Genomic DNA, 22,822 nt, shown 5'->3' on the forward strand with positions numbered 1-22,822 from the left:
TCTCCTTTATCTAGGCTTTGAATTCGTGACGGAAGAGCTGGTCGATAGACTCTCCTGATTCGTAGCGAATATCATCCACATTTCCTTGACGGACAACTTTTCCATCCTTGAGGAAGACAATCTCATCCAAGATTGGTTCGATGTCTGAAATCAAGTGAGTTGAAATCAAGACAGTCGAAGTTGGAGAGTAGTTGTTGATGATGGTGTTCAAGATGTAGTCACGAGCTGCGGGATCGACACCACCGATTGGTTCGTCAAGGACATACAAACGAGCATCACGACTCATGACAAGGATCAACTGAACTTTTTCTTTGTTCCCTTTTGAGAGTTTCTTGAAGCGGCTATTCTCATCGATACCAAGGTCACGAAGAAGACCTTGAGCACGTTCCAGATTGAAATCTTTATAGAAGGTCTTGAAAAAGGTAAGAGCTTCCTTGACTTTCATTTGCTCGTTTAGATAGGTCGTATCAGGTAGGTAAGAAACAATGGCCTTAGTTGCTGGACTTGGTTCCATATCGTTGATCAGAATACGCCCTCCATCAGGTTGTAACAAGCCGTTGATTAGTTTAATCAGGGTTGTTTTTCCAGAACCATTTGGACCAAGAAGTCCCACAATCTTTCCTGCTGGGATTTCAAGGGAAACATTTTGAAGAGCAGGGCTTGCTCCATAGAATTTTGAAACATTTTCAAACGTTAACAAGGTCATAGTCTAAACTCCTTCAATATAATCTCTCAAAACAGTTGGTAGTTCTTCTTTTTCATAGCCAAATTCTACCATGCCTGTTACAAACTGCTGCAGTTGTTCTTCTGATAGTTGTTTCCGGGATTGGAGGATTAAGTCCAAGTCCTCTGTGACAAAACGTCCTGCAGTACGCTTGGTGTATACGAAGCCTTCTCTTTCTAGGTCTGATAGGGCACGCTGGATGGTATTAGGATTGACGCCAGCCTCGCTAGCCAGTTCTCTGACAGTTGGCAGTTGTTGGTTGGGTTCTAGTTTATGAGAAACGATTTGCAGTTTGATCTTATCCATTATCTGCAAATAAATGGGTTTGTTGTTATCAAATGTCCAGGACATCACGGTCTCCTTTCTACAACTTCTTTTTGTGTCACTTAAATAATACAACTAAACAAAAAACTTGTCAAGCCAAAAGGAGAATTATTTTGGGAATTGCTTAAAAAAATGGTATAATGAAAAGAAAACGACAAGGAGGGAAGGCATGCGTTGTCCAAAATGTGGCGCTACTAAATCAAGTGTTATCGATAGCCGTCAGGCTGAAGAAGGAAATACGATTAGAAGAAGACGTGAGTGTGAAGAATGTCAGCATCGTTTTACGACCTATGAACGTGTAGAAGAGAGAACGCTGGTTGTGGTCAAGAAGGATGGCACACGGGAGCAGTTCTCCAGAGATAAAATCTTTAACGGGATTATTCGTTCGGCTCAAAAACGTCCGGTGTCTAGTGATGAGATTGGCATGGTGGTCAATCGTATCGAACAAAAACTCCTCAGTCGCAATGATAATGAAATTCAAAGTGAAGATATTGGTTCTCTTGTCATGGAAGAATTGGCTGAACTGGATGAGATCACTTACGTTCGTTTCGCCAGCGTCTATCGTAGCTTTAAAGACGTGAGTGAGCTCGAAAATCTTCTCAAACAAATTACGCAATCTTCAAAGAAGAAAAAGGAAAAATAAATGAAGCCTAATGATCGTTTTTCTTTTCTAAAGAATAATCGGGTGTCGCAAGATCCCACAACTTTGGTGCAGTGCTACCTCCCGATTATCGGTCAGGATGCGCTGAGTCTTTACCTTTATACCTTAGCTTTTTGGGATAATGGACAAAAGGAACACCTTTTTGCAGCTATCCTCAATCATCTCAATTTTGGGATGGACAGGCTCTTGAAAGCTTTTAAAATCTTGTCAGCTTTCAACTTGCTTACCCTCTATCAAAAGGGTGACGGCTATGAACTTGCTATTCATCCAACGATTTCTAGCTCAGATTTCTTGCGTCATACGGTTTATCGTACCTTATTGGAGAAAAAAATCGGTGAGCCAGCAGTTTCTGATTTACGTCAAGAGGCTGCAGACGGAGAAGCTTTGACGGTTCATTTGAGTCAGGCCTTTCCAGAGATAGAAGAATTGGCTAGTCATGATGAGACACCAGTAAAAGCTGATTTTAAAAATGATTTTGATTTGGAGCATTTTCGTCAGCTCATGGCTCGAGATGGTCTCCGTTTTCAAGATGAACAGTCAGATGTTTTAGAGTTATTTAAAATCGCTGATGAGAAAAAATGGACCTGGTTTGAAACCTATCAGTTAGCTAAAGGAACAGCTGTTTCACAAGTTATTTCTGTCAAGCGCATGCGTGAAAAATTAGCGCAAAAGCCTGTTTCGTCGGATTTTAGTCCTCAAGAAGCAACCATCATCCGAGAAGCTAAAAGCAAAACGGCCCTGGAATTTTTAGCGGGAATCAAACAAACCCGAAATGCTGGAATTATCCAAGCCGAACGTGATTTGCTAAAACAGATGGCAGACTTAGGCTTGCTTGATGAAGTTATCAATGTCGTTATACTATTGACCTTCAACAAGGTTGATTCGGCCAATCTCAATGAAAAATATGCCATGAAAGTGGCCAATGATTACTCTTATAACAAGATTCGTTCTGCTGAAGATGCTGTGCTTCGAATCAGAGAGAAGAATCAAAAGGGGCAAGAACAAAAATCAGCGAAGCCAAGCCAAACCAAAAGCAATGTCCCAAAATGGAGCAATCCAGAATATAAAAATACGTCATCAGCTGAGGAGTTGGAAGAAATGGAACGCCAAACTCTAGAATTGTTAGCAAAATTAGATAATGGAGGGGAATAGATGGAAAGTGTAGGAGATGTACTTAAAGGTCATCCTAGCCGTTTTCAATACCAGGACTTGGTTCAGCAAATTGTAAAAGATCCAGATGTTGCGGCTTTTATCCAGAAGGAATCTCTCAACCAAGAGGAATTGAATCGTAGTATCTCTAAGTTTAACCAATACATCACCGAGCGTGATAAGTTCCTTCGTGGAGATACCGACTATATTGCTCGTGGTTATAAGCCAATTTTAGTCATGAATCATGGTTACGCGGATGTATCTTATGAGGAAACTCCGGAACTAATCGCGGCTGAAAAGGAAGCAGCTATTAAGAAGCGTCTAAACTTAATCAATTTGCCATCTAGTTTGAAAAATGTCAGTTTTTTAGATGTTTATCGTGATGATGTTGCACGTTTAACTGTTCTAAATAGAATGATTAAATTTGTTAATGATTACCCAGACAACCGAAAAGGTCTCTATCTCTATGGAGACTTTGGAGTTGGAAAGAGCTTTATGGTGGCTGCCCTTGCCCATGATTTGTCAGAAAAACGTGGGGTTTCATCAACTCTTCTTCACTATCCTAGCTTTGTCATTGATGTCAAAAATGCTATCGGAGATGGGAATGTTAAGAATTTGGTGGATGAAATCAAGCAAGCTGAAGTCTTGATTTTGGATGATATTGGCGCCGAGCAATCAACGCCTTGGGTTCGTGATGAAGTCTTGCAAGTCATTCTCCAATATCGTATGCAGGAAGATTTGCCAACCTTCTTTACCTCAAATTTCAATTTTGAAGATTTGGAAAAACATTTTGCTAAAGGCAAGAACGGAAACGATGAAACATGGGAAGCTAGACGCGTTATGGAGCGTATCCGTTATTTAGCAGAAGAAACACGACTAGAAGGAGAAAATCGCCGATGAGTGAAACAATCACCTTAATGAAATCTCATACTTCGGTTCGCAGATTTAAAGAAGAAGCGATTCCTCAAGAGGACTTGAATGAGATTTTATCAGCTGCCCAAATGGCTTCTTCTTGGAAAAATTTCCAATCTTATTCTGTGATTCTAGTCAGAAGTCAAGAAAAGAAAGATGCTCTTTTTGAGCTTGTTCCTCAGGAAGCGATTCGTCAGTCTGCCGCCTTCCTCCTCTTTGTAGGAGATTTAAATCGTGCAGAAAAAGGGGCTCGTCTCCATACCGATACTTTCCAACCTCAAGGGGTGGAAGGACTCCTCATTACTTCAGTAGATGCAGCCTTGGCTGGACAGAATACCTTGCTTGCAGCAGAAAGCCTAGGCTATGGTGGAGTAATTATCGGTTTGGTGCGCTACAAATCTGTTGAAGTAGCAGAATTGTTCAAGCTTCCTGACTATACCTACCCAGTTTTTGGAATTGCACTCGGTGTGCCGAACCAAAAACATGATGTAAAACCAAGATTGCCACTCGAAAATGTTGTTTTTGAGGAAGAATACCAAGAACAAACAACTGAGGCTATTGAAGCCTATGACCGTGTGCAGACTGAATATGCAGGAGCTCGTGCGACTACCACTTGGAGTCAACGTCTTGCAGAGCAATTCGGTCAGCCTGAACCAAGCTCAACAAGAGAAAATCTTGAACAAAAGAACTTATTGTAGAAAGTGAGAAAACATGGCCTTACCAACTGTTGCCATCGTAGGACGTCCCAATGTTGGGAAATCAACCCTGTTTAACCGTATTGCAGGGGAACGCATCTCAATCGTAGAAGATGTCGAAGGAGTGACACGGGACCGTATTTATGCTACTGGTGAATGGCTCAACCGTTCTTTCAGTATGATTGATACTGGAGGGATTGACGATGTTGATGCTCCATTTATGGAACAAATCAAGCACCAGGCAGAAATTGCCATGGAAGAAGCAGATGTCATCGTTTTTGTAGTTTCCGGTAAAGAAGGAATCACGGATGCTGACGAATACGTAGCCCGTAAACTCTATAAAACTCATAAACCTGTTATCCTTGCAGTTAACAAGGTCGATAATCCCGAAATGCGAAATGATATCTATGATTTCTACGCTCTTGGATTGGGGGAACCTCTACCAATTTCATCTGTACACGGGATTGGTACTGGAGATGTGCTGGATGCTATCGTAGAAAATCTCCCACATGAAGTTGAAGAAGAAAATCCAGATGTCATTAAATTCAGCTTGATCGGTCGTCCTAATGTCGGAAAATCTAGCTTGATCAATGCTATTTTGGGAGAAGATCGCGTCATTGCCAGTCCTGTAGCTGGTACAACTCGTGATGCTATCGATACCCATTTTACAGATGCGGATGGGCAAGAGTTTACCATGATTGATACCGCGGGTATGCGTAAGTCTGGTAAAGTCTATGAAAATACAGAGAAATACTCTGTTATGCGTGCCATGCGTGCCATTGACCGTTCGGATGTAGTCTTGATGGTCCTCAATGCTGAAGAAGGCATCCGTGAATATGACAAGCGTATCGCTGGATTTGCCCATGAAGCTGGTAAAGGGATGATTATTGTGGTCAATAAGTGGGATACCCTTGAAAAAGATAACCACACCATGAAAAACTGGGAAGAGGATATCCGTGAGCAGTTCCAATACCTGACTTATGCACCGATTATCTTTGTATCAGCTTTGACCAAGCAACGTCTCCATAAACTGCCAGAGATGATCAAACAAATCAGTGAAAGTCAAAACACTCGTATCCCATCAGCTGTCTTGAATGATGTCATTATGGACGCTATTGCCATCAATCCAACACCGACAGACAAAGGGAAACGCCTCAAGATCTTTTACGCGACACAAGTGTCAACCAAACCACCGACCTTTGTGATTTTTGTCAATGAAGAAGAACTTATGCACTTCTCTTACTTGCGTTTCTTGGAAAATCAAATTCGCAAGGCCTTTGTCTTTGAAGGGACACCGATCCATCTGATCGCAAGAAAACGAAAATAAAAGAATGAAAAGAAGAAGGTTAGGTTGACTCGCTAAGGGATTTTTAACCCTTTAAAATTTCGGCATAACTTACAGCATTGTAGGTTATGCCGTTTTTGTTTATTCTGTGGGAATATCAACTGCACCAATGAAATTCCAATGGATGCAGATTGTCTGTTTTTTGATTCTTGTTCCCGGCACCTTTTCAGGCTTGTAAACATCAATTCTCTCAACAAAACTTCGAATAATCTCACCCGTGATTTCAGTAATATCGGTATACTTTCGTACCACTTTGAGAAATGAGTCTATATTCAAGGATTGCTCTTTTGCCTGGTCTACGAAAGACTGTAGCTCATTTTTTCGCTTAAGTAATTCTTTCTGCTCTGCCTCATAGGGTTCAGTCATCTTCATAAATCGTTCATCAGAAATCTTGCCATCAATGTTATCCTCATAAAATTTTTGGATAATTGTTTCAAGGTTTGTGATTATTGTAGTTGCCTGTTCCGGCTCCTTGTGGCTGTTACGAAGCTACTGGTTCAGTGCCTTTTCGCTTTGCTTGGTTACAAGCTCTACGAATTCATCTTCTTGTTCACGGGCATAAGCATTAATCTTTCTTATTTCTCTCAGCAGAATTTCTTCAACCTGAACATTATGAATCTGATGAGAAGAACAACCACTTTTGGTTTTTCTGCATGTAGCACATACGAAATGTTCCTGCTCGTGTGTCCAGCCTCTTACCTTGACTTGATATATTTTAGCACCATAGTCGGCACAGAATAGCATTCCACTCAATACAGGTATTTCACCCATAGGTGTAAGTCTTCGCCTACCATCTCGGATTCGCTGAACAATATCAAAAGTTTCTTGATCTATAATCGGTTCATGAATATTCTTGAAGATAACCCATTCAGATGAGTCGTTGTTAATTGGCTTCTTGCAATTGAAGGACTTTTTCTGTCCGTCTATCTGTTAGCCTTGGGAGAAGATGAAAAAGGATGTTTTTTGAAGAAAGATAAAAAATATCCTGCAACTATACGAGTTAGTCACAGGAAGTAGAAAAATTCATAATTACATGATATAATAACGCTATATTATCGAAATATTTGAGTAAAAGGAGATGCAACATGGGATTTCCAGAAGAAATTAAAAGAATCAGACAACGATGTTTTCTGACACAGCAAGATTTTGCCAAAGAAGTACAGGTGGCATTTTCTACTGTGAATAGATGGGAAGGCGGTAAAGCAAAGCCTAACCTAAATGCAATGAAAAATATAAAAGAGTTCTGCCTTAAAAACGATGTTGATTATTCGGGTGTTGAAGAGGCATGGCTTGATTTTGAAGTAAGGAGTAAATCAAAATGATTAAGGACATTATTACAGCGAATGAATTAGCTACACCAAATCAGAAAGAAATAAACATTTTGAAAGAAAATTTCCCATCATGCTTTCGTGCCGATGGTACTTTTGACATGGTAAGATTTTCCGAATTCTTAAAGGATAAGATTGATATTTCCCGTGAGGGATACGAATTAAAGTTTTTAGGTAAAAACTATGCAAAAATGCTGGCATCGCTTGATACAGAAACTGTAATTGTTCCAGATGATGCTCACAACAGTCTTCCTGAAAATATCAACAGTGAAAATGTATATATCAGTGGTGATAACCTTGATGGACTAAAACATCTACTTAAATCATATGCTGGACAAGTAAAGTGCATTTATATTGACCCTCCTTATAACACCGGCTCTGATGGCTTTGTGTATAATGATAAGTTTAACTTTACTGTTGAAGAACTTGTTGAGAAACTTAGTATTGATGAGGAACAAGCACAGCGTATTCTCGATTTGACAAACAGGGGCAGTGCGTCACATTCAGCGTGGTTGATGTTTATGTATCCTCGTTTGCAGTTGGCAAAAGGACTATTATCAAAAGATGGTGTTATTTTCATATCAATAGATGATAATGAACAAGGTAATTTAAAACTGGTTTGTGATGATATATTTGGCGAACAGAACTTTGCAGGGCAAATTGCCGTTGTCAACAATTTAAAAGGACGCAATGATAGAGCAAATATTGCAACTACACACGAATATTTATTGATGTATGTTAGTGAAAATTTTGTGTCTGGTGGTTTGCCGTTAACAGATGAACAAAAAAAACAATACAAATATACTGATGAAAATGGTAATTTGTATGCATTGAGAGATTTACGCAAGCGTGGACGTCCTGATAGACGTGAAGACAGACCTAATATGTACTTCCCTATATATTTCAATCCGGAAACTGGGGATATATCTATGAATGCCTTAAATGGTTATGAAAAAATTATTCCGTTACGCGGAGACGGTAGCGATGGACGTTGGAGATGGGGAAAAGACCATGTTGCTAATTCGCTTAATATTCTGCATCCAGATAAAAACAATAAAGGAAGATGGGGAATAAAGCACAGAGTGTATTTGAATCCGGCATTAAACCCTGTTGTACTTGATGATGAATTTGACGAATTTGACGAAGGTGAAGAAAGAACTTCAAAAGCCAAGTCATTTTGGCAGGGTGGCGAATTATCAACAGATGTAGCAAGAAGAACTCTAAAAGCAATTTTACCAGATGTTGAATTTGATTATCCTAAATCGGTAGAACTTATAAAAAGAGTATTGCACATGGGTATTTCTGGACAAACGACAGGAATTGTGTGTGATTTTTTCAGTGGTTCGGCTACAACAATGCAAGCTGTTTATGAATTGAACCAAGAAAGGAACAGTAATATTTCATGCATTTTGATACAATTACCAGAAAATCTTGATGATAAATTGAAGACTGCTTCTGGAGAAACATTGAGAAATATAAAGAAAAATACTGCTTTTTTAGATTCTGCCCACAGACCTCATACTATTGACTATCTTGGTTTAGAACGAATCATACGAGCAGCAAATAAGATGCGTGAAGAATGCCCCGATACTACCGCTGACCTTGGGTTTAAGCATTATACCTTACATGAAGTAAGCCAAACAACATTAGATAAAATCGAAAAGTTCGATAACACCGGATTTATCACTGATATAACTGTATATGATGAGTTCGGCACTGCAACTGTGCTTACAACTTGGTTAGTGCATGATAATTATGGATTTGTAAATAAGTGTGAGATGGTTGACCTTGCAGGATACACAGCATATTGGTGCGAGAACCACTTATACCTTATCAATCCGGGACTAACGGAAGAAGCAATAAAAGCCCTTGTAGAGAAGTACAATACAGAAGGAGCATTTAACCCTCAAAATATAGTTCTCTTCGGTTACAGCTTCAACTATGTTGAAATGGAAAACTTAAAGACAAATGTAAAGATTCTCCGTGATTCTGAAAAGAATTTGAAAATCAATCTGGATATCAGATATTAAGGAGGTACAGATTTTTGGAACTAATACTAGAAAGAGAATTAGACCATCAGCAAAAAGCTGTTGATGCCATAATTTCTGCCCTTGATGGAATCACAATGATAAAACCGCAACTTGCCTACGAAAACCCAACATTTGATAGAAAAGAACTTCGTCTGGTTCACAATTTGATGGAAGTTCAAAAAAATATTCGTGCTGACTATCGAGGATGCAAAGATGATGGAGATTACCTGAACCTTGATATTAAGATGGAAACAGGTACAGGAAAAACCTATGTATATACACAAACAATTTATGAGATGCATAAAAAGTTTGGTTTTAATAAGTTTATTATTGCCGTACCTTCTCTTCCAATTAAGGCAGGTACATCACAGTTTATTGATGATACTTATGTAAAACATCACTTTTCTGATGCGTGTGGCTATAACTGTGACATCGAATTAAGCGTATTGGAAAGTTCAAAGAAAAAGAAAAAAGGCTTTTTAGCTATGCCTCCTGCTGTACGTGATTTTGTAACAGGCTCATGCCAGAACTCAAACAAGATTTATGTATTACTTGTTAATATGCAGTTGCTGACAAATGGTAACATGCTTACTCGATCAGACTACGATTATTTAGTTGAGGGATTTTATAGACCTTTTGATGCATTAAAAGCAACAAAGCCTGTTGTAATTATTGATGAACCACATAGATTTTCTCGTGACCAGAAAGCATATAAAGCAATTGTTGAAGAATTATGTCCACAGATTATTATTCGTTATGGAGCAACCTTCCCGGATACAACTGTTGGCAAAGGAAGAAATAAGGTAACTTTTAAGGACTTTAATAACCTTGTATATGAACTTAATGCTTGTGATTCCTTCAATCTAAATTTGATTAAAGGCATTGCGAAGGAACATTTTGAACCCTTATCAAAAAAGGAAGAAAAGGTTAAACTATTATCCGTAGTATCAAAAACTTCTGCTACTTTCCAATTCAAAAAACGTGGCGAGGAAACAAAGACTTATACACTTACACCGGGGGATTCGCTTTCTATAATTGATTCATCTTTTGAGGGACTTACAATCAGTGCTATTGGTAAAAACTTCATTGAGTTGGTAAACGGACAAGTTAAATATCAAGGTGAAGAATTCAACACAGATATTTATTCTTCATCTTATCAAGAACAAATGCTGAAGTTGGCAATTCAGAGACATTTTGAAACTGAACGTCAGAATTTCTCTGGAAGACAATTCAAAATTAAAACTCTGGCACTGTTTTTCATTGATGATATTACTTCTTACCGTGATTCAGAAGACGGCAAAGAGGCTTATCTGAAAATGATGTTTGAAAGATTGTTACTTGAGAAAATCGAAGAATTATTACTAACACTTCCGGATAACGAACAGGAATACAAAGACTACCTTGAAGCAAGCAAAGCCGATATTCCTGCTTGTCATGCCGGTTATTTTGCACAGGATAATAGTGACTCAGATGAAGCTATTGCAAATGAAGTTGCTGATATCCTTCATAATAAGAAAGGTCTTATTTCGCTTCGTAAAGAGGATGGTTCATTCAACACAAGAAGATTTCTGTTCTCTAAATGGACTTTGAAAGAAGGATGGGACAATCCTAATGTATTCACAATTGCAAAATTACGTTCCAGCGGAAGTGATAACAGCAAATTGCAAGAGGTAGGTCGTGGCCTTCGTCTTCCTGTCGATGAAAATGGTAACCGTATCTCTAACGAGGAATTTAAGCTTAATTATATTGTTGACTTTACTGAAGCTGACTTTGCTGAAAGACTTGTTGATGAAATTAATGGTGAATTACCAGAAACTCTTACTCTTTCTCAAGATGCATTGGATAAAGTTGCTAAAGAGCGTGGTGTTGACCCGGATGACTTGTTCATAGAATTGATGAGTAAAAAATACATAAATCGTAACTCTGAGATTCGAATCGAAAACAGAGATGCTTTTTATGCGGATTATCCAGAATTTGCTACAGGTGTAGGCAGCAATAAGGTTACTGATGTTAACAAGAATAAGAAAGAAGTAATTCATGTAAGAAAAGCTGTATACTCTGAATTAAAAGAGCTATGGGAACGCATCAACCACAAATATTACTTATTCTATGATGTGGATTTGGTAGATGAAATCCCGCAGGCATTGTATGATATTTTGAGAAGAATTGGAATTTTCGGTAATGTAACCTTGTATAGTCATCGAGATCAAGTGGAAACAGAAGGAAATGCGATGGTTGCTAGGGAGGGTACAGGTGTATCTTATTCGATAAAACGCTCTATTCCTTATAATGAGTTTTTGAAAAGAATTAGCCAACAGACAAGCCTTCCTATTACCGAAATTCACAAAGCTATGTGTGAACTTTCCAAGGAGAAGGACATTCCTGAAGAATACATAAACGAATATTCTGTAGCAAATATTGTATCTGCTTTTACAGATTGGCGTATCGAGAGGATGCAAACCCGCTTTAAGTATAAACAATCTGCTCAGCCTGTAACCGAAACTGCATTAACTTACAAAGACGGAACGCCTAGGGATGTTATTAAACAAGGAAATGTAGGTACAAAATTTGCTGAAGGTACACCTTCAGACAAATATCTGTATGATAAGATTGTTTTTGACTCACCTCTTGAAAAAGCTAATATCATGACTGATATTGATGAGGTTGTAGTCTACGGAAAAATCCCAAAATCAAGCGTTGCTATTCCTACGATAGTCGGCGAAAACTATAGCCCTGACTTTATGTATGTTGTTAAGCATAAAGACGGAACAAAAGAATTGAACATTATTGTGGAAACAAAGCTGGTAGAAAATAAGTCTACACTTCGTGGTATTGAAGATGCTAAGATAAAATGTGCTGAGGCTTTCTTCAAGCAACTTACTATCGATGGATACACTGTTTCGTTCCATACACAGTTAAGCAATAAAAAAGTTAAGCAGATTATAGAAGATGTAATTGCTGGATAGCTAGTAACAATAGTGTTAGTTGTGAATGATTGGAGGTATATATTTAATGAACAAATATGATATCAAAAAGTTAATTTCACTAAAGCAGGAAGGCAACTATTGGGATTTTAAACGAGAATGGTATTCCCAAGACAAGAAAGCTGATTTACTACATGATATTATTTGTATGGCTAACAATCTTGTGAATAGAGATGCTTATATTATTATTGGTGTTGATGAGGAAAATGATTATTCATTTTCCTCTGTGAAGTCTGATCCAAACAGAAAAACACACAGAAATTGGTTGATTTTTTAAGAGAAAAGCATTTTGCTAGTGGAGTTAGACCTATTGTCAGTGTTAAAAATATCTCCTTCGGCAAAAATGAAATAGATGTAATTGTTATACACAACAGTAATACAACACCATTTTATTTAACTGATCATTATCAGTCTGTAATGGCTAATAATATCTACACACGAGTAATGGATTCAAAAACACCAAAGAATAAATCTGCTGATTTATCGCAAATAGAGACACTATGAAAAAAACGTTTCGGCTTACTTTCACCGCCATTAGAAAGAATGATGCTTTATTTGAAAAGATCTGACTTGTGGGATTATTCTCCCCACTATTGTTGTACAGAGAAAAGGTATTACAGATTTTCACCTGAATTTACTATAGAGAATAATATAGACGAAAGTAAAAATGGATATCAATATTACTTGTTTAATCAAACCGATATTCACCCTAGATGGTATAATATCAATTTGTATTATTACCAAACAATGCTTGCTTCATTAGAAGGATTATCGCTTGATGGTGGTCGTTATTTTACACCTTCTCCGAGAACTGATGGTGTATCATTAACACAATATCATCATTGGGATATTGCGTTTAAGTATTTCATTAAAGACTCAATTGAATATATTGTTCATGAGTTTTACTATTATCCAGATGGTGATGATGAGACAATAGCACATGATAGATTTATGGAATGCATCCTTGTGTTTGATACAAATGCTAAAAAAGAAGAGTTTAAAGAATACCTTAAACATAATTGAAAAACAAAGAAAGCTATAACGGCAACATATGGTTGCCTAACTTTGAAAAGGTAAATGGATACAATATGGATGTAATTAAAGAAGAATATCTAAACTCTCAAATATTCCAGAAAATGCTTATTGAGGTTCGTAATAACAAAGGAGGTTCGTTTCATGGATAATGAATATTCTATATTAGAAGATTCTGTAAGAAATACTTTCGGAAGTGTTGTATGGTCACACAAAATCCAAGAAAAACAGGCTGATATATATTTTTTACAATATAAATGCATGGAAACTATTAAAATAGCAACTGCATCCCTAACATCGGTTGGGATTGTTTCTTTAATATTTACAGATCAAATGTGGTTGAAAGTGTTATCTGCATTAATATCATTTGTATCAGTTTTCATTAGTGCTTTCTTTAAATCTTTTGATTTACAGACATTAGTTTCAGCTCATAATAATTCTGCTCAGAAAATGTTGAAAATTAGGGATGAATTAAAATTGCTATTAATGTTAATTCATCTAAAACAAAAAACAGTAAATGAGTTAGCAGATATGTATGAGGATATTGTAGAAAAGTTAGCTGTCCTATATGCTGAAGCACCACGCACTACTGACAAAGCTGTAAAAAAAGCACGCACTGCATTAAATGTGAATCATGACAATCAATTTACTGATGAGGAAATAAACTGTAATCTTCCTAACTCTCTACATAGGAGGTAAGAAAAATGAGTAATTATATAAAAAAGAGAGGCGAAGTAATAGACCAGGGTATTCGTTCAACTATTTCAAAACGTTATCATACCGTTACAGGCGCCATTAATAAAGAATTTTGGGGTATTTCAAGTGATACGCAAAATAGCTTCTATGTTGGTTCATATGGACGTGGAACTGCAATTGACACAAGTGATATAGATATTTTGGTTGTTTTGCCTGAGAATGTGTATTTAAAACATGATGTGATAAAAGGTAATGGACAATCACGTTTATTACAAGCGGTTCGTCAAGCGATTATTTCATCATATCCTCGTAGCAAGGTACGTGCCGATGGGCAAGTTGTAAAAATAAACTTTAGTGACGGAATGAAATTTGAAATTCTTCCAGCATTTAAAAAAACAGACTTGTATGGCTCTTGGGATGGTACATACAAATATCCTGATACTAATATGGGTGGGAACTGGCGTTCAACAAATCCAAAGGCTGAGCAAGAAACAATGAAAAACAAAAACTCTAGTAGCAATGGTTTATTGCTAGATACTTGTAAACACTTTAGGTTCATAAGAGACACATATTTTAGTAGTTATCATCTGTCAGGAATTGTGATTGATAGTTTTGTCTATCATGCAATGGGGGGATGGAGATGGTCTGAGCCAGGAAGTACTTCTTCTTCAGCTAGTGGAACATATGAAAATGTTTTATTAGAATATTTAAATCAAAACTCTATGTGGGGCAATCTCACTCTTACCGCGCCAGGGAGTGGAGAAAACATATCTACAGAGAGTAGTCTAGAATGTTTAAGGAAAGTAGTTAATTACATTACCAAATAAGAAAACGACCACACAGGAGCATTGCTACTTTTGTAAGGTCGTTATTTCTTTTGTCACCGCTTGAAGGCGTCACTCAAAATCTGCTTTTCTAAAAATCCCTAAGTGAAGTCCTCTTTCTCGGACCTTCTTTTTTGGAAACAACATCAAGAGACTAGAACTGAATTTGTCATCAAATTAACATCATTTTCCTAGTTCTTGTCACTGATTTGTAATGAAAACGTACTTTCTTTGTAAGGTTCAAAATGCTATAATTCTCTAAACAATTTTCCTTGCATAAGGAGGTTATGATGAAAGCATACAGATTATTAAAAAATAGTTTGTTCATTCGATTGCTCGGTTTGCTGATGGTATTTCTCTTCTTGTCAGCATTCACAGCACCTGAGAAACCAGACTATGGTATCTATGACCCAAATCATTATTTGACAGAGGAAGTAGTTACTCAAATTCGAGATTTGAATGAAGCTAATAGTCAAAAGGCAGAAAAGCTTCAAATAGGTGTCTATATCGTAGATAGTTTGGAAGGAGAAAGCATCGAAACGGTGGCTAATGAAACTGCCAGAGCATGGAAGATAGGTTATTCAGGAGATAATTTTGGAAGTCTAATCGTCGTGTCTGTTCAAGATCGTAAGTCGCGGATTGAAACCAGTAATAACACCGCCATTAGAATAACGGACTATCAAACCAAGCAGATTTTGGCAGCCAGCCGTACAGATTTCAAAACTGGTGACTATGGTAAAGGAATTCTAGCGATTGCCAAAGGATTGGACAATCAGTTTTATAGAGGAAGTGGGACCTTCTCGTCTGATGATGACTCCTCTGATATCAAACGTTATTCTGATAGCATTAGTGGGAAAAAATCGAGTCGCAATAGTAGCTCGTCTAGTCATCGTAAGAACAGTGACCCTATGGACAACGTGTTCGGAGTCGGGATAATCATTTATTTCATTATCGTATTTATAGCCATTATTAGAGGAGGCGGCGGTGGCCGAGGAGGAGGTTCCTCTGACGGCGGATGGTGGTTCAGTGACTCATCCGATTCAGGTTCGTCTTGGTCAGATTCAGATTCAGACTCCTCTAGTAGCTGGGACGGTGGCGGCTTCGATGGAGGAGGTTCATCTGATGATTGGTAATGTTAGTATAAAAATTAAAGAAATAAGCAGGTTTAGATATGAAAAATAAAGGAATTATTTATGTGTTGGGCATTTTGCTGGCTATTATCTTGCTTGGCGGTTGCTCAGTAGTAGGCACTTATAACGGACTTGTCTCTGAACAAACCAAGGTCGAACAAGCGCAAGCTGATGTAGCGACAGCTCTTCAACGTCGTTCTGACTTGATTGGAAATTTGGTAGAGTCTGTAAAAGGCCAGATGAACCATGAGACAGAGGTTTTTACCAAGATTGCGGAAGCTCGTGCTAAAATTGGGAATGGCTCCGTGACTTCAAAAGAAAACCAAGAGGCTCAAGGAGAGTTAAGTTCAGCTATTTCACGTTTGATATCGCTAACAGAAAATTATCCAGAACTCAAGAGCAATCAAAATGTGGAACAACTCATGACAGAATTGGCTGGAAGTGAAAATCGTATCTTTGTAGCCCGCAAGGATTACAACCAAGTGGCAACAGAATACAATCAAAAATTAAGAAGCTTCCCAACAGTTCTTTTTGCTAATATGATGAATTTTAAAGAGGCAGAAACCTTTAAAGAAAGCGAAGAAGCTAAGACAGCTCCAAAGGTTGACTTTAGTACTTCTACAACCAAAGAGTAGGCTTGAATTTTTTAAAAGAAAATCAATGATTAGCAATAGTTTGAACATTTACAAAAAAAGGCTCTAAATGAGCCTTTTTTAGCTTGTATAAACACGGATTCTTTCTTGAAAAAGCTGAGCAAATATGCTACAATAAAAAGAACATTCTAAAATATTCAGAATTTAAAGTAAGGAAAAAAATGGCAAATTTATTAAAAACAATCATCGAAAATGATAAAGGGGAACTTCGTCGCTTAGAAAAGATGGCTGATAAAGTCCTCAAACACGAAGATGAAATGGCTGCTTTGACAGACGAGCAGTTGCAAGCTAAGACAGAAGAATTTAAGCAACGTTATCAAAATGGTGAAACGCTTGATCAACTCTTGTACGAAGCCTTTGCGGTTGTACGTGAGGGAGCTAAGCGTGTTCTTGGACTTTTCCCATACAAGGTTCAGGTTATGGGTGGTATTGTTCTTCACCACGGTGACGTTCCAGAAATGCGTACAGGTGAAGGGAAAACCTTGACAGCGACAATGCCGGTATACCTTAATGCCCTTTCAGGAAAAGGTGTACACGTAGTTACCGTCAACGAATACCTTACAGAGCGTGACGCGACTGAGATGGGTGAATTGTACTCATGGCTTGGTTTGTCAGTAGGGATCAATTTGGCTGCAAAATCTCCAATGGAGAAAAAAGAAGCTTATCTCTGTGACATTACTTACTCAACGAACTCAGAAATTGGTTTCGACTATCTTCGTGACAACATGGTTGTTCGTGCAGAGAACATGGTTCAACGTCCGCTCAACTATGCCTTGGTCGATGAGGTTGACTCTATCTTGATCGACGAAGCTCGTACACCATTGATCGTTTCAGGAGCTAATGCAGTTGAAACAAGCCAACTTTATCATATGGCTGACCACTTTGTGAAGTCTTTGGATAAAGATGACTATATCATTGATATTCAGTCTAAGACAATCGGTTTGTCTGATTCAGGTATTGACAAGGCTGAAAGTTTCTTCAAACTAGAAAATCTTTATGATATCGAAAATGTGGCTTTGACTCACTTTATCGACAACGCCCTTCGTGCCAACTACATCATGATTCTTGATATTGACTATGTGGTCAGCGAAGAACAAGAAATCTTGATTGTCGACCAATTTACAGGTCGTACCATGGAAGGTCGTCGTTACTCTGATGGCTTGCACCAAGCGATTGAAGCTAAAGAAGGTGTGCCAATCCAAGATGAAACTAAGACATCAGCATCGATTACCTACCAAAACCTTTTCCGTATGTATAAAAAATTGGCAGGTATGACAGGTACTGGTAAAACAGAAGAAGAAGAATTCCGCGAAATCTACAACATTCGTGTTATTCCAATTCCTACTAACCGTCCGATCCAACGTATCGACCATTCAGACCTTCTTTACGCTAGTCTTGATGCAAAATTCAAGGCTGTAGTAGAAGATGTTAAGGCGCGTTACCAAAAAGGTCAGCCTGTCTTGGTAGGTACTGTTGCCGTTGAAACCAGTGATTTTCTTTCTAAGAAATTGGTTGAAGCAGGCGTACCTCACGAAGTATTGAATGCTAAAAATCACTACAGAGAAGCGCAAATCATCATGAATGCTGGTCAACGTGGTGCGATTACAATCGCAACCAACATGGCCGGTCGTGGTACCGATATTAAGCTTGGTGAAGGGGTTCGTGAACTTGGTGGTCTTTGTGTCATCGGTACAGAACGTCATGAGAGCCGTCGTATCGATAACCAGCTTCGTGGACGTTCAGGTCGTCAAGGTGACCCAGGTGAGTCACAGTTCTACTTGTCACTCGAAGATGATTTGATGAAGCGTTTCGGTTCAGAACGTTTGAAGGGTGTCTTTGAACGTCTCAACATGTCTGACGAAGCCATCGAATCTCGTATGTTGACACGTCAGGTCGAAGCAGCGCAAAAACGTGTTGAAGGAAATAACTACGATACTCGTAAACAAGTCCTCCAATATGATGATGTCATGCGTGAACAACGTGAAATCATCTACGCACAACGCTATGATGTTATCACTGCAGAACGTGACTTGGCTCCTGAAATTCACGCCATGATTCGCCGTACGATTGGACGAATTGTCGATGGGCATGCTCGTTCTAAACAAGATGAAAAACTTGAAGCAATCTTGAACTTTGCCAAGTACAACTTGCTCCCAGAAGATTCGATTTCACTTTCAGACCTAGAAGGTTTGTCAGACCAAGCTATCAAGGATGAATTATACCAACGTGCATTGAAAGTCTACGATAGCCAAGTTGCGAAGCTTCGTGATGAAGAAGCTGTGAAAGAATTCCAGAAAGTCTTGATTCTACGTGTTGTAGATAACAAGTGGACTGACCATATCGATGCCCTTGATCAGTTGAGAAATGCAGTTGGTCTTCGTGGTTATGCCCAAAACAACCCTGTCGTGGAATATCAAGCAGAAGGCTTCCGTATGTTTAATGATATGATTGGTTCAATTGAGTTTGATGTGACTCGCTTGATGATGAAAGCACAAATTCATGAACAAGAACGACCACAAACCGAACATCATATTAGTACGACAGCAACTCGAAATATTGCTGCCCAACAGACAAATCTTCCAGCTGATTTGGACCTCAGTCAAGTAAAACGTAATGACTTATGCCCATGTGGATCTGGTAAGAAATTTAAAAACTGTCACGGTAAACGACGTTAAGAATGACTAATTTTCAGGCGGATGCCTAGTGAAAAGTGAATTTTCGCTTGGCGTCCGTTTGCTTTATAAGGAGATGGATAATGGTATTTACAGCAAAAAGCCCTAAAATTAATATTGATGAAGTACGTAGTTTGTCTAAACTAGAAGGACAAGTACTTGCGAACAAGCTCCAACGTGATCAAGAGCTTGAAGCAATTATTCGTGGGGAAGACCAACGTATTTTGTTGGTAATCGGTCCTTGCTCGTCTGATAATGAAGAGGCGGTTCTTGAGTATGCTAAGCGTTTGTCAAAACTTCAGGAAGAAGTCAAAGACCGTGTCTTTATGGTTATGCGTGTCTATACTGCAAAACCACGTACTAATGGTGATGGATATAAGGGCTTGATTCACCAACCAAATGCCAAAGAAGCACCTAGCCTCATCAATGGGATCAAGGCAGTTCGTCATTTGCACTACCGTGTTATTTCTGAAACAGGAATGACAACAGCAGATGAGATGTTGTACCCAGAGAACCTTCCTTTGGTAGATGATTTGATTTCTTACATGGCAGTTGGAGCCCGTTCGGTTGAAGACCAACAACACCGTTTTGTAGCTAGTGGAGCAGATTTTGCAACAGGTTTTAAAAATCCAACCTCTGGAAATCTCAATGTTATGTTCAACGGTATTTATGCGGCTCAAAACAAGCAGAGTTTCCTTTTCTTAGGGAAAGAAGTCGAAACTACAGGGAACCCTCTATCTCATGCCATTCTCCGTGGTGCCCTCAATGAATACGGGAAAAACATTCCTAACTACTACTACGATAATTTAATGGATACTATTGCCCAGTATGAAAAGATGGGACTTGAAAATCCATTTATCATCATTGATACTAACCATGACAACTCAGGCAAGCAGTATATGGATCAGATTCGTATCGTACGTCAAACTTTGATTAACCGCGACTGGAATGAAAAGATTAAAAAACATGTTCGTGGCTTCATGATTGAGTCTTATCTAGAAGATGGTCGTCAAAATGAACCAGAGGTCTTTGGAAAATCTATCACTGACCCATGTCTTGGATGGGAAAATACTGAAGCTCTTGTTCGTGAAATCTACCAAAGACTAGGAGAATAATATGGCATTTATCGAGAAGGGTCAAGAAATCGATATTGAAGCAATCAAGGCGGAAACACAACTATCTGCAGAAACCTTGCAACATAAGGAAAGTCGTGACCAGGAACTAGCAGATATCCTTTCAGGAAAGGATGACCGTATCTTGTTGGTCATTGGACCATGTTCGTCTGACAATGAAGAAGCAGTACTTGAGTATGCTCGTCGTTTGGCAGACTTGCAGAAAAAAGTAGCCGATAAGATTTTCATGGTCATGCGTGTTTACACAGCTAAGCCACGTACCAATGGAGATGGCTACAAGGGTTTAGTTCATCAGCCAGATACTTCTAAAGCTCCAAGCTTAATCAATGGTTTGCAGGCTGTTCGTCAGCTTCATTATCGAGTGATTACAGAAACAGGATTGACTACAGCAGATGAAATGCTGTATCCGGCCAATCTGGTCTTGGTTGATGACTTGGTTAGCTACCATGCCGTGGGTGCACGTTCGGTAGAAGATCAGGAACACCGTTTTGTTGCTTCAGGAATCGATGCACCAGTGGGAATGAAGAATCCAACCTCTGGAAATCTGTCTGTTATGTTTAATGCCATCTATGCAGCACAAAACAAACAAACCTTTCTCTTCCATGGCCAAGAAGTTGAAACTTCAGGGAATCCCTTGGCTCACGTTATCTTACGTGGAGCTGTGAATGAATATGGGAAAAATGAACCAAACTTCTACTATGAAACTCTCTTAGATGCTATCGGACGTTACGAGTCTATGGGTCTTGAAAATCCCTTTATCATGATTGATACTAACCATGATAATTCAGGGAAACAGTATATGGAGCAAGTTCGAATTGTTCGCCAAACTCTTCTCAACCGTGACTGGAATGAGAAGATTAAAAAGGTAGCTCGAGGCTTCATGATTGAATCCTACTTAGCAGATGGTCGCCAAAACCAGCCAGAAATCTTTGGACGTTCCATTACAGACCCGTGTCTAGGATGGGAAAACACAGTAGCCCTGGTAGAAGAAATCTATACTACCTTAACAAAATAAGTGAAAAGGATGGAGTTGTGGGTATCTCAACTCCTTTTGATGAAAATGATAGTTGGACACGGAATCGATATCGAAGAATTAGCTTCCATACAAAATGCAGTTGAAAAAAGAGAAGGTTTTGCGCAGCGTGTCTTGACAGACAAGGAAATGGAGCGCTTTGCCAGTCTCAAAGGTCGCAGACAGGTTGAGTATTTGGCTGGTCGTTGGTCAGCTAAAGAGGCTTTCTCAAAGGCTATGGGAACGGGAATTGGGAAGCTTGGATTTCAGGATTTGGAAGTCTTGAATGATGAGAAGGGAGCTCCCTACTTCAGCAAATCCCCATTTTCAGGAAATGTTTGGTTATCGATTAGCCATACAGAACAGTTTGTGACAGCTAGTGTTATTTTGGAGGAAAATCATGAAAACTAGTCCACATAGACCAACCAAGGCCCTTATTAATCTAGAAGCAATCCGCTACAATATCCAACAAATGGGAGCACACATTCCTAAAGGCACCCTCAAATGGGCGGTTGTGAAAGCCAATGCCTATGGACATGGAGCGATAGCTGTTGCAAGAGCTATCCAGGATGATGTAGATGGCTATTGTGTGTCAAATATTGATGAAGCCATCGAACTCCGTCAGGCAGGTATCGCTAAGAAAATTCTTATTTTAGGAGTATCTGAGGTCGAATCTTTTTCATTGGCTAAGGATTTTGATATTACCTTGACAGTGGCAGGATTGGAATGGATTAAGAATCTCCTTGATACTGAGTCAGACTTAGCTGGTTTAACCGTTCACCTTAAGATTGACTCAGGCATGGGACGAATTGGTTTTAGAAGTGCAAACGAGGTAGCAAAAGCTCAAGCTTTACTAAAGGGACATGGTGCTTCTGTCGAGGGAATCTTTACACACTTTGCTACTGCAGATGAAGAGTCAGATACCTACTTTAAGCAACAGCTAGAGTATTTCAAGGGAATCCTAGATGACTTGAAGGAAGTCCCAGAATTGGTTCATGCTAGTAACTCCGCAACTACTTTATGGCATGCGGAAACGATTTTTAATGCTGTTCGCATGGGGGATTCCATGTATGGTCTCAATCCAAGTGGACAAGTTTTGGAATTGCCTTATAAACTAAAACCAGCCTTAACCTTGGAGTCAGCCATCGTTCATGTCAAAAAAGTTCCAGCAGGGGCTTGTATGGGCTACGGAGCGACTTATCAGGCAGACAGTGAGCAAGTCATTGCCACTTTGCCAATCGGTTATGCAGATGGTTGGACACGAGACATGCAGAATTTCTCAGTTCTGGTGGATGGCCAATTGTGTCCCATTGTAGGGCGTGTATCCATGGACCAAATCACCATTCGCATACCTAAGCTTTACCCATTGGGTACCAAGGTAACTTTAATTGGCTCAGACGGTGATAAAGAAATTACTGCAACAGATGTAGCAGTTTACCGAGGAACCATCAATTATGAGGTGGTTTGTCTCCTCAGTGATCGAATTCCAAGAGAATATTATTAAGAAACAGTAGGAAA

24 protein-coding genes and 1 pseudogene are annotated in these 22,822 nt (G+C 38.9%); 20 read left to right on the plus strand and 5 right to left on the minus strand.

From position 1 onward, the window contains the following. Positions 1 to 10: 10 nt before the first annotated feature. Together QM382_RS07395 and QM382_RS07400 are read right to left on the minus strand one after the other, a co-directional pair. Complete coding sequence (locus tag QM382_RS07395) at positions 11 to 706, minus strand: ABC transporter ATP-binding protein (RefSeq protein ID WP_263394366.1); 696 nt, start codon at positions 704 to 706, stop codon at positions 11 to 13. 3 nt (positions 707 to 709) lie between these two features. Continuing rightward, positions 710 to 1,075 (minus strand): GntR family transcriptional regulator, encoded by a 366-nt coding sequence (locus QM382_RS07400; protein WP_006149409.1) that lies wholly within the window; start codon positions 1,073 to 1,075, stop codon positions 710 to 712. A gap of 142 nt (positions 1,076 to 1,217) precedes the next feature. On the opposite strand from QM382_RS07400, the gene nrdR reads away from it, so the two are divergent. From nrdR to der, 5 genes are read left to right on the plus strand one after another with little or no spacing between them, the layout of a single operon-like run. Beyond that, positions 1,218 to 1,691: a transcriptional regulator NrdR gene (gene nrdR, locus QM382_RS07405; RefSeq protein ID WP_004250782.1), complete on the plus strand. Its 474-nt coding sequence runs from the start codon at positions 1,218 to 1,220 to the stop codon at positions 1,689 to 1,691. After that, positions 1,692 to 2,861 carry a DNA helicase gene (locus tag QM382_RS07410; RefSeq protein WP_414272891.1) on the plus strand — a complete coding sequence of 390 codons (1,170 nt, stop codon included), beginning with the start codon at positions 1,692 to 1,694 and terminating at the stop codon, positions 2,859 to 2,861. It abuts the gene before it with no gap. Beyond that, positions 2,862 to 3,758 carry a primosomal protein DnaI gene (dnaI, locus tag QM382_RS07415; RefSeq protein WP_414272892.1) on the plus strand — a complete coding sequence of 299 codons (897 nt, stop codon included), beginning with the start codon at positions 2,862 to 2,864 and terminating at the stop codon, positions 3,756 to 3,758. It begins immediately after the preceding gene. Continuing rightward, positions 3,755 to 4,468: an NADPH-dependent oxidoreductase gene (locus QM382_RS07420; protein WP_414272893.1), complete on the plus strand. Its 714-nt coding sequence runs from the start codon at positions 3,755 to 3,757 to the stop codon at positions 4,466 to 4,468. The genes dnaI and QM382_RS07420 overlap by 4 nt, the downstream gene beginning before the upstream one ends. A gap of 13 nt (positions 4,469 to 4,481) precedes the next feature. Further along, positions 4,482 to 5,792 carry a ribosome biogenesis GTPase Der gene (gene der, locus QM382_RS07425; RefSeq protein ID WP_414272894.1) on the plus strand — a complete coding sequence of 437 codons (1,311 nt, stop codon included), beginning with the start codon at positions 4,482 to 4,484 and terminating at the stop codon, positions 5,790 to 5,792. A gap of 99 nt (positions 5,793 to 5,891) precedes the next feature. Here the strand turns inward: der and QM382_RS07430 are convergent, their stop codons facing one another. The 3 genes and pseudogenes from QM382_RS07430 to QM382_RS07440 form a co-directional block, all read right to left on the minus strand. Beyond that, the gene (locus QM382_RS07430) at positions 5,892 to 6,176 is read right to left on the minus strand and encodes a DUF4368 domain-containing protein (RefSeq protein ID WP_414272895.1); all 285 of its coding nucleotides are present in this window, start codon (positions 6,174 to 6,176) and stop codon (positions 5,892 to 5,894) included. Positions 6,177 to 6,299: 123 nt separating this feature from the next. Next, entirely contained in the window at positions 6,300 to 6,581 is a 282-nt protein-coding gene (locus tag QM382_RS07435) for a zinc ribbon domain-containing protein (RefSeq protein ID WP_414272896.1), read from the minus strand. A 27-nt stretch (positions 6,582 to 6,608) separates the two neighbouring features. After that, positions 6,609 to 6,737, minus strand: a pseudogene (locus QM382_RS07440) (recombinase family protein); the annotation flags it as partial. A gap of 158 nt (positions 6,738 to 6,895) precedes the next feature. Between QM382_RS07440 and QM382_RS07445 the strand changes: the two are divergent. The 15 genes from QM382_RS07445 to alr all read left to right on the plus strand — a co-directional run bounded on the left by QM382_RS07445 (position 6,896) and on the right by alr (position 22,808). Beyond that, positions 6,896 to 7,132 (plus strand): helix-turn-helix domain-containing protein, encoded by a 237-nt coding sequence (locus QM382_RS07445; protein ID WP_414272897.1) that lies wholly within the window; start codon positions 6,896 to 6,898, stop codon positions 7,130 to 7,132. Next, the gene (locus tag QM382_RS07450; RefSeq protein WP_414272898.1) at positions 7,129 to 9,168 is read left to right on the plus strand and encodes a site-specific DNA-methyltransferase; all 2,040 of its coding nucleotides are present in this window, start codon (positions 7,129 to 7,131) and stop codon (positions 9,166 to 9,168) included. The genes QM382_RS07445 and QM382_RS07450 overlap by 4 nt, the downstream gene beginning before the upstream one ends. Before the next feature lie 14 nt (positions 9,169 to 9,182). Beyond that, a complete protein-coding gene (locus QM382_RS07455; RefSeq protein WP_414272899.1) occupies positions 9,183 to 12,134 on the plus strand; it encodes a type III restriction-modification system endonuclease in 2,952 nt (983 codons plus the stop codon). 46 nt (positions 12,135 to 12,180) lie between these two features. Further along, the gene (locus QM382_RS07460; RefSeq protein ID WP_414272900.1) at positions 12,181 to 12,429 is read left to right on the plus strand and encodes an RNA-binding domain-containing protein; all 249 of its coding nucleotides are present in this window, start codon (positions 12,181 to 12,183) and stop codon (positions 12,427 to 12,429) included. Further along, entirely contained in the window at positions 12,414 to 12,656 is a 243-nt protein-coding gene (locus tag QM382_RS07465; RefSeq protein ID WP_414272901.1) for a hypothetical protein, read from the plus strand. The genes QM382_RS07460 and QM382_RS07465 overlap by 16 nt, the downstream gene beginning before the upstream one ends. Positions 12,657 to 12,695: 39 nt before the next feature. Further along, on the plus strand, positions 12,696 to 13,175 hold the full coding sequence (locus tag QM382_RS07470) for a hypothetical protein (protein WP_414280775.1): 480 nt from the start codon (positions 12,696 to 12,698) through the stop codon (positions 13,173 to 13,175). A gap of 153 nt (positions 13,176 to 13,328) precedes the next feature. After that, the gene (locus tag QM382_RS07475) at positions 13,329 to 13,883 is read left to right on the plus strand and encodes an SLATT domain-containing protein (protein ID WP_414272903.1); all 555 of its coding nucleotides are present in this window, start codon (positions 13,329 to 13,331) and stop codon (positions 13,881 to 13,883) included. Positions 13,884 to 13,888: 5 nt separating this feature from the next. Next, positions 13,889 to 14,707 carry an SMODS domain-containing nucleotidyltransferase gene (locus QM382_RS07480; protein WP_414272904.1) on the plus strand — a complete coding sequence of 273 codons (819 nt, stop codon included), beginning with the start codon at positions 13,889 to 13,891 and terminating at the stop codon, positions 14,705 to 14,707. Between the two features lie 287 nt (positions 14,708 to 14,994). Next, on the plus strand, positions 14,995 to 15,837 hold the full coding sequence (locus QM382_RS07485) for a TPM domain-containing protein (RefSeq protein ID WP_414272905.1): 843 nt from the start codon (positions 14,995 to 14,997) through the stop codon (positions 15,835 to 15,837). Positions 15,838 to 15,875: 38 nt separating this feature from the next. After that, on the plus strand, positions 15,876 to 16,469 hold the full coding sequence (locus QM382_RS07490) for a LemA family protein (RefSeq protein ID WP_414272906.1): 594 nt from the start codon (positions 15,876 to 15,878) through the stop codon (positions 16,467 to 16,469). A gap of 179 nt (positions 16,470 to 16,648) precedes the next feature. After that, the gene (gene secA / locus QM382_RS07495) at positions 16,649 to 19,162 is read left to right on the plus strand and encodes a preprotein translocase subunit SecA (protein WP_414272907.1); all 2,514 of its coding nucleotides are present in this window, start codon (positions 16,649 to 16,651) and stop codon (positions 19,160 to 19,162) included. An 80-nt stretch (positions 19,163 to 19,242) separates the two neighbouring features. Then, positions 19,243 to 20,274 carry a 3-deoxy-7-phosphoheptulonate synthase gene (locus QM382_RS07500; RefSeq protein ID WP_414272908.1) on the plus strand — a complete coding sequence of 344 codons (1,032 nt, stop codon included), beginning with the start codon at positions 19,243 to 19,245 and terminating at the stop codon, positions 20,272 to 20,274. A gap of 1 nt (position 20,275) precedes the next feature. Beyond that, complete coding sequence (locus QM382_RS07505; protein ID WP_414272909.1) at positions 20,276 to 21,307, plus strand: 3-deoxy-7-phosphoheptulonate synthase; 1,032 nt, start codon at positions 20,276 to 20,278, stop codon at positions 21,305 to 21,307. 45 nt (positions 21,308 to 21,352) lie between these two features. After that, complete coding sequence (gene acpS, locus QM382_RS07510) at positions 21,353 to 21,715, plus strand: holo-ACP synthase (RefSeq protein WP_025170401.1); 363 nt, start codon at positions 21,353 to 21,355, stop codon at positions 21,713 to 21,715. Beyond that, complete coding sequence (gene alr, locus QM382_RS07515) at positions 21,705 to 22,808, plus strand: alanine racemase (RefSeq protein WP_414272910.1); 1,104 nt, start codon at positions 21,705 to 21,707, stop codon at positions 22,806 to 22,808. The genes acpS and alr overlap by 11 nt, the downstream gene beginning before the upstream one ends. Positions 22,809 to 22,822: the final 14 nt, after the last annotated feature.

The sequence above is a fragment of the Streptococcus infantis genome (assembly GCF_047465185.1).
Lineage (GTDB): Bacteria > Bacillota > Bacilli > Lactobacillales > Streptococcaceae > Streptococcus > Streptococcus infantis_O.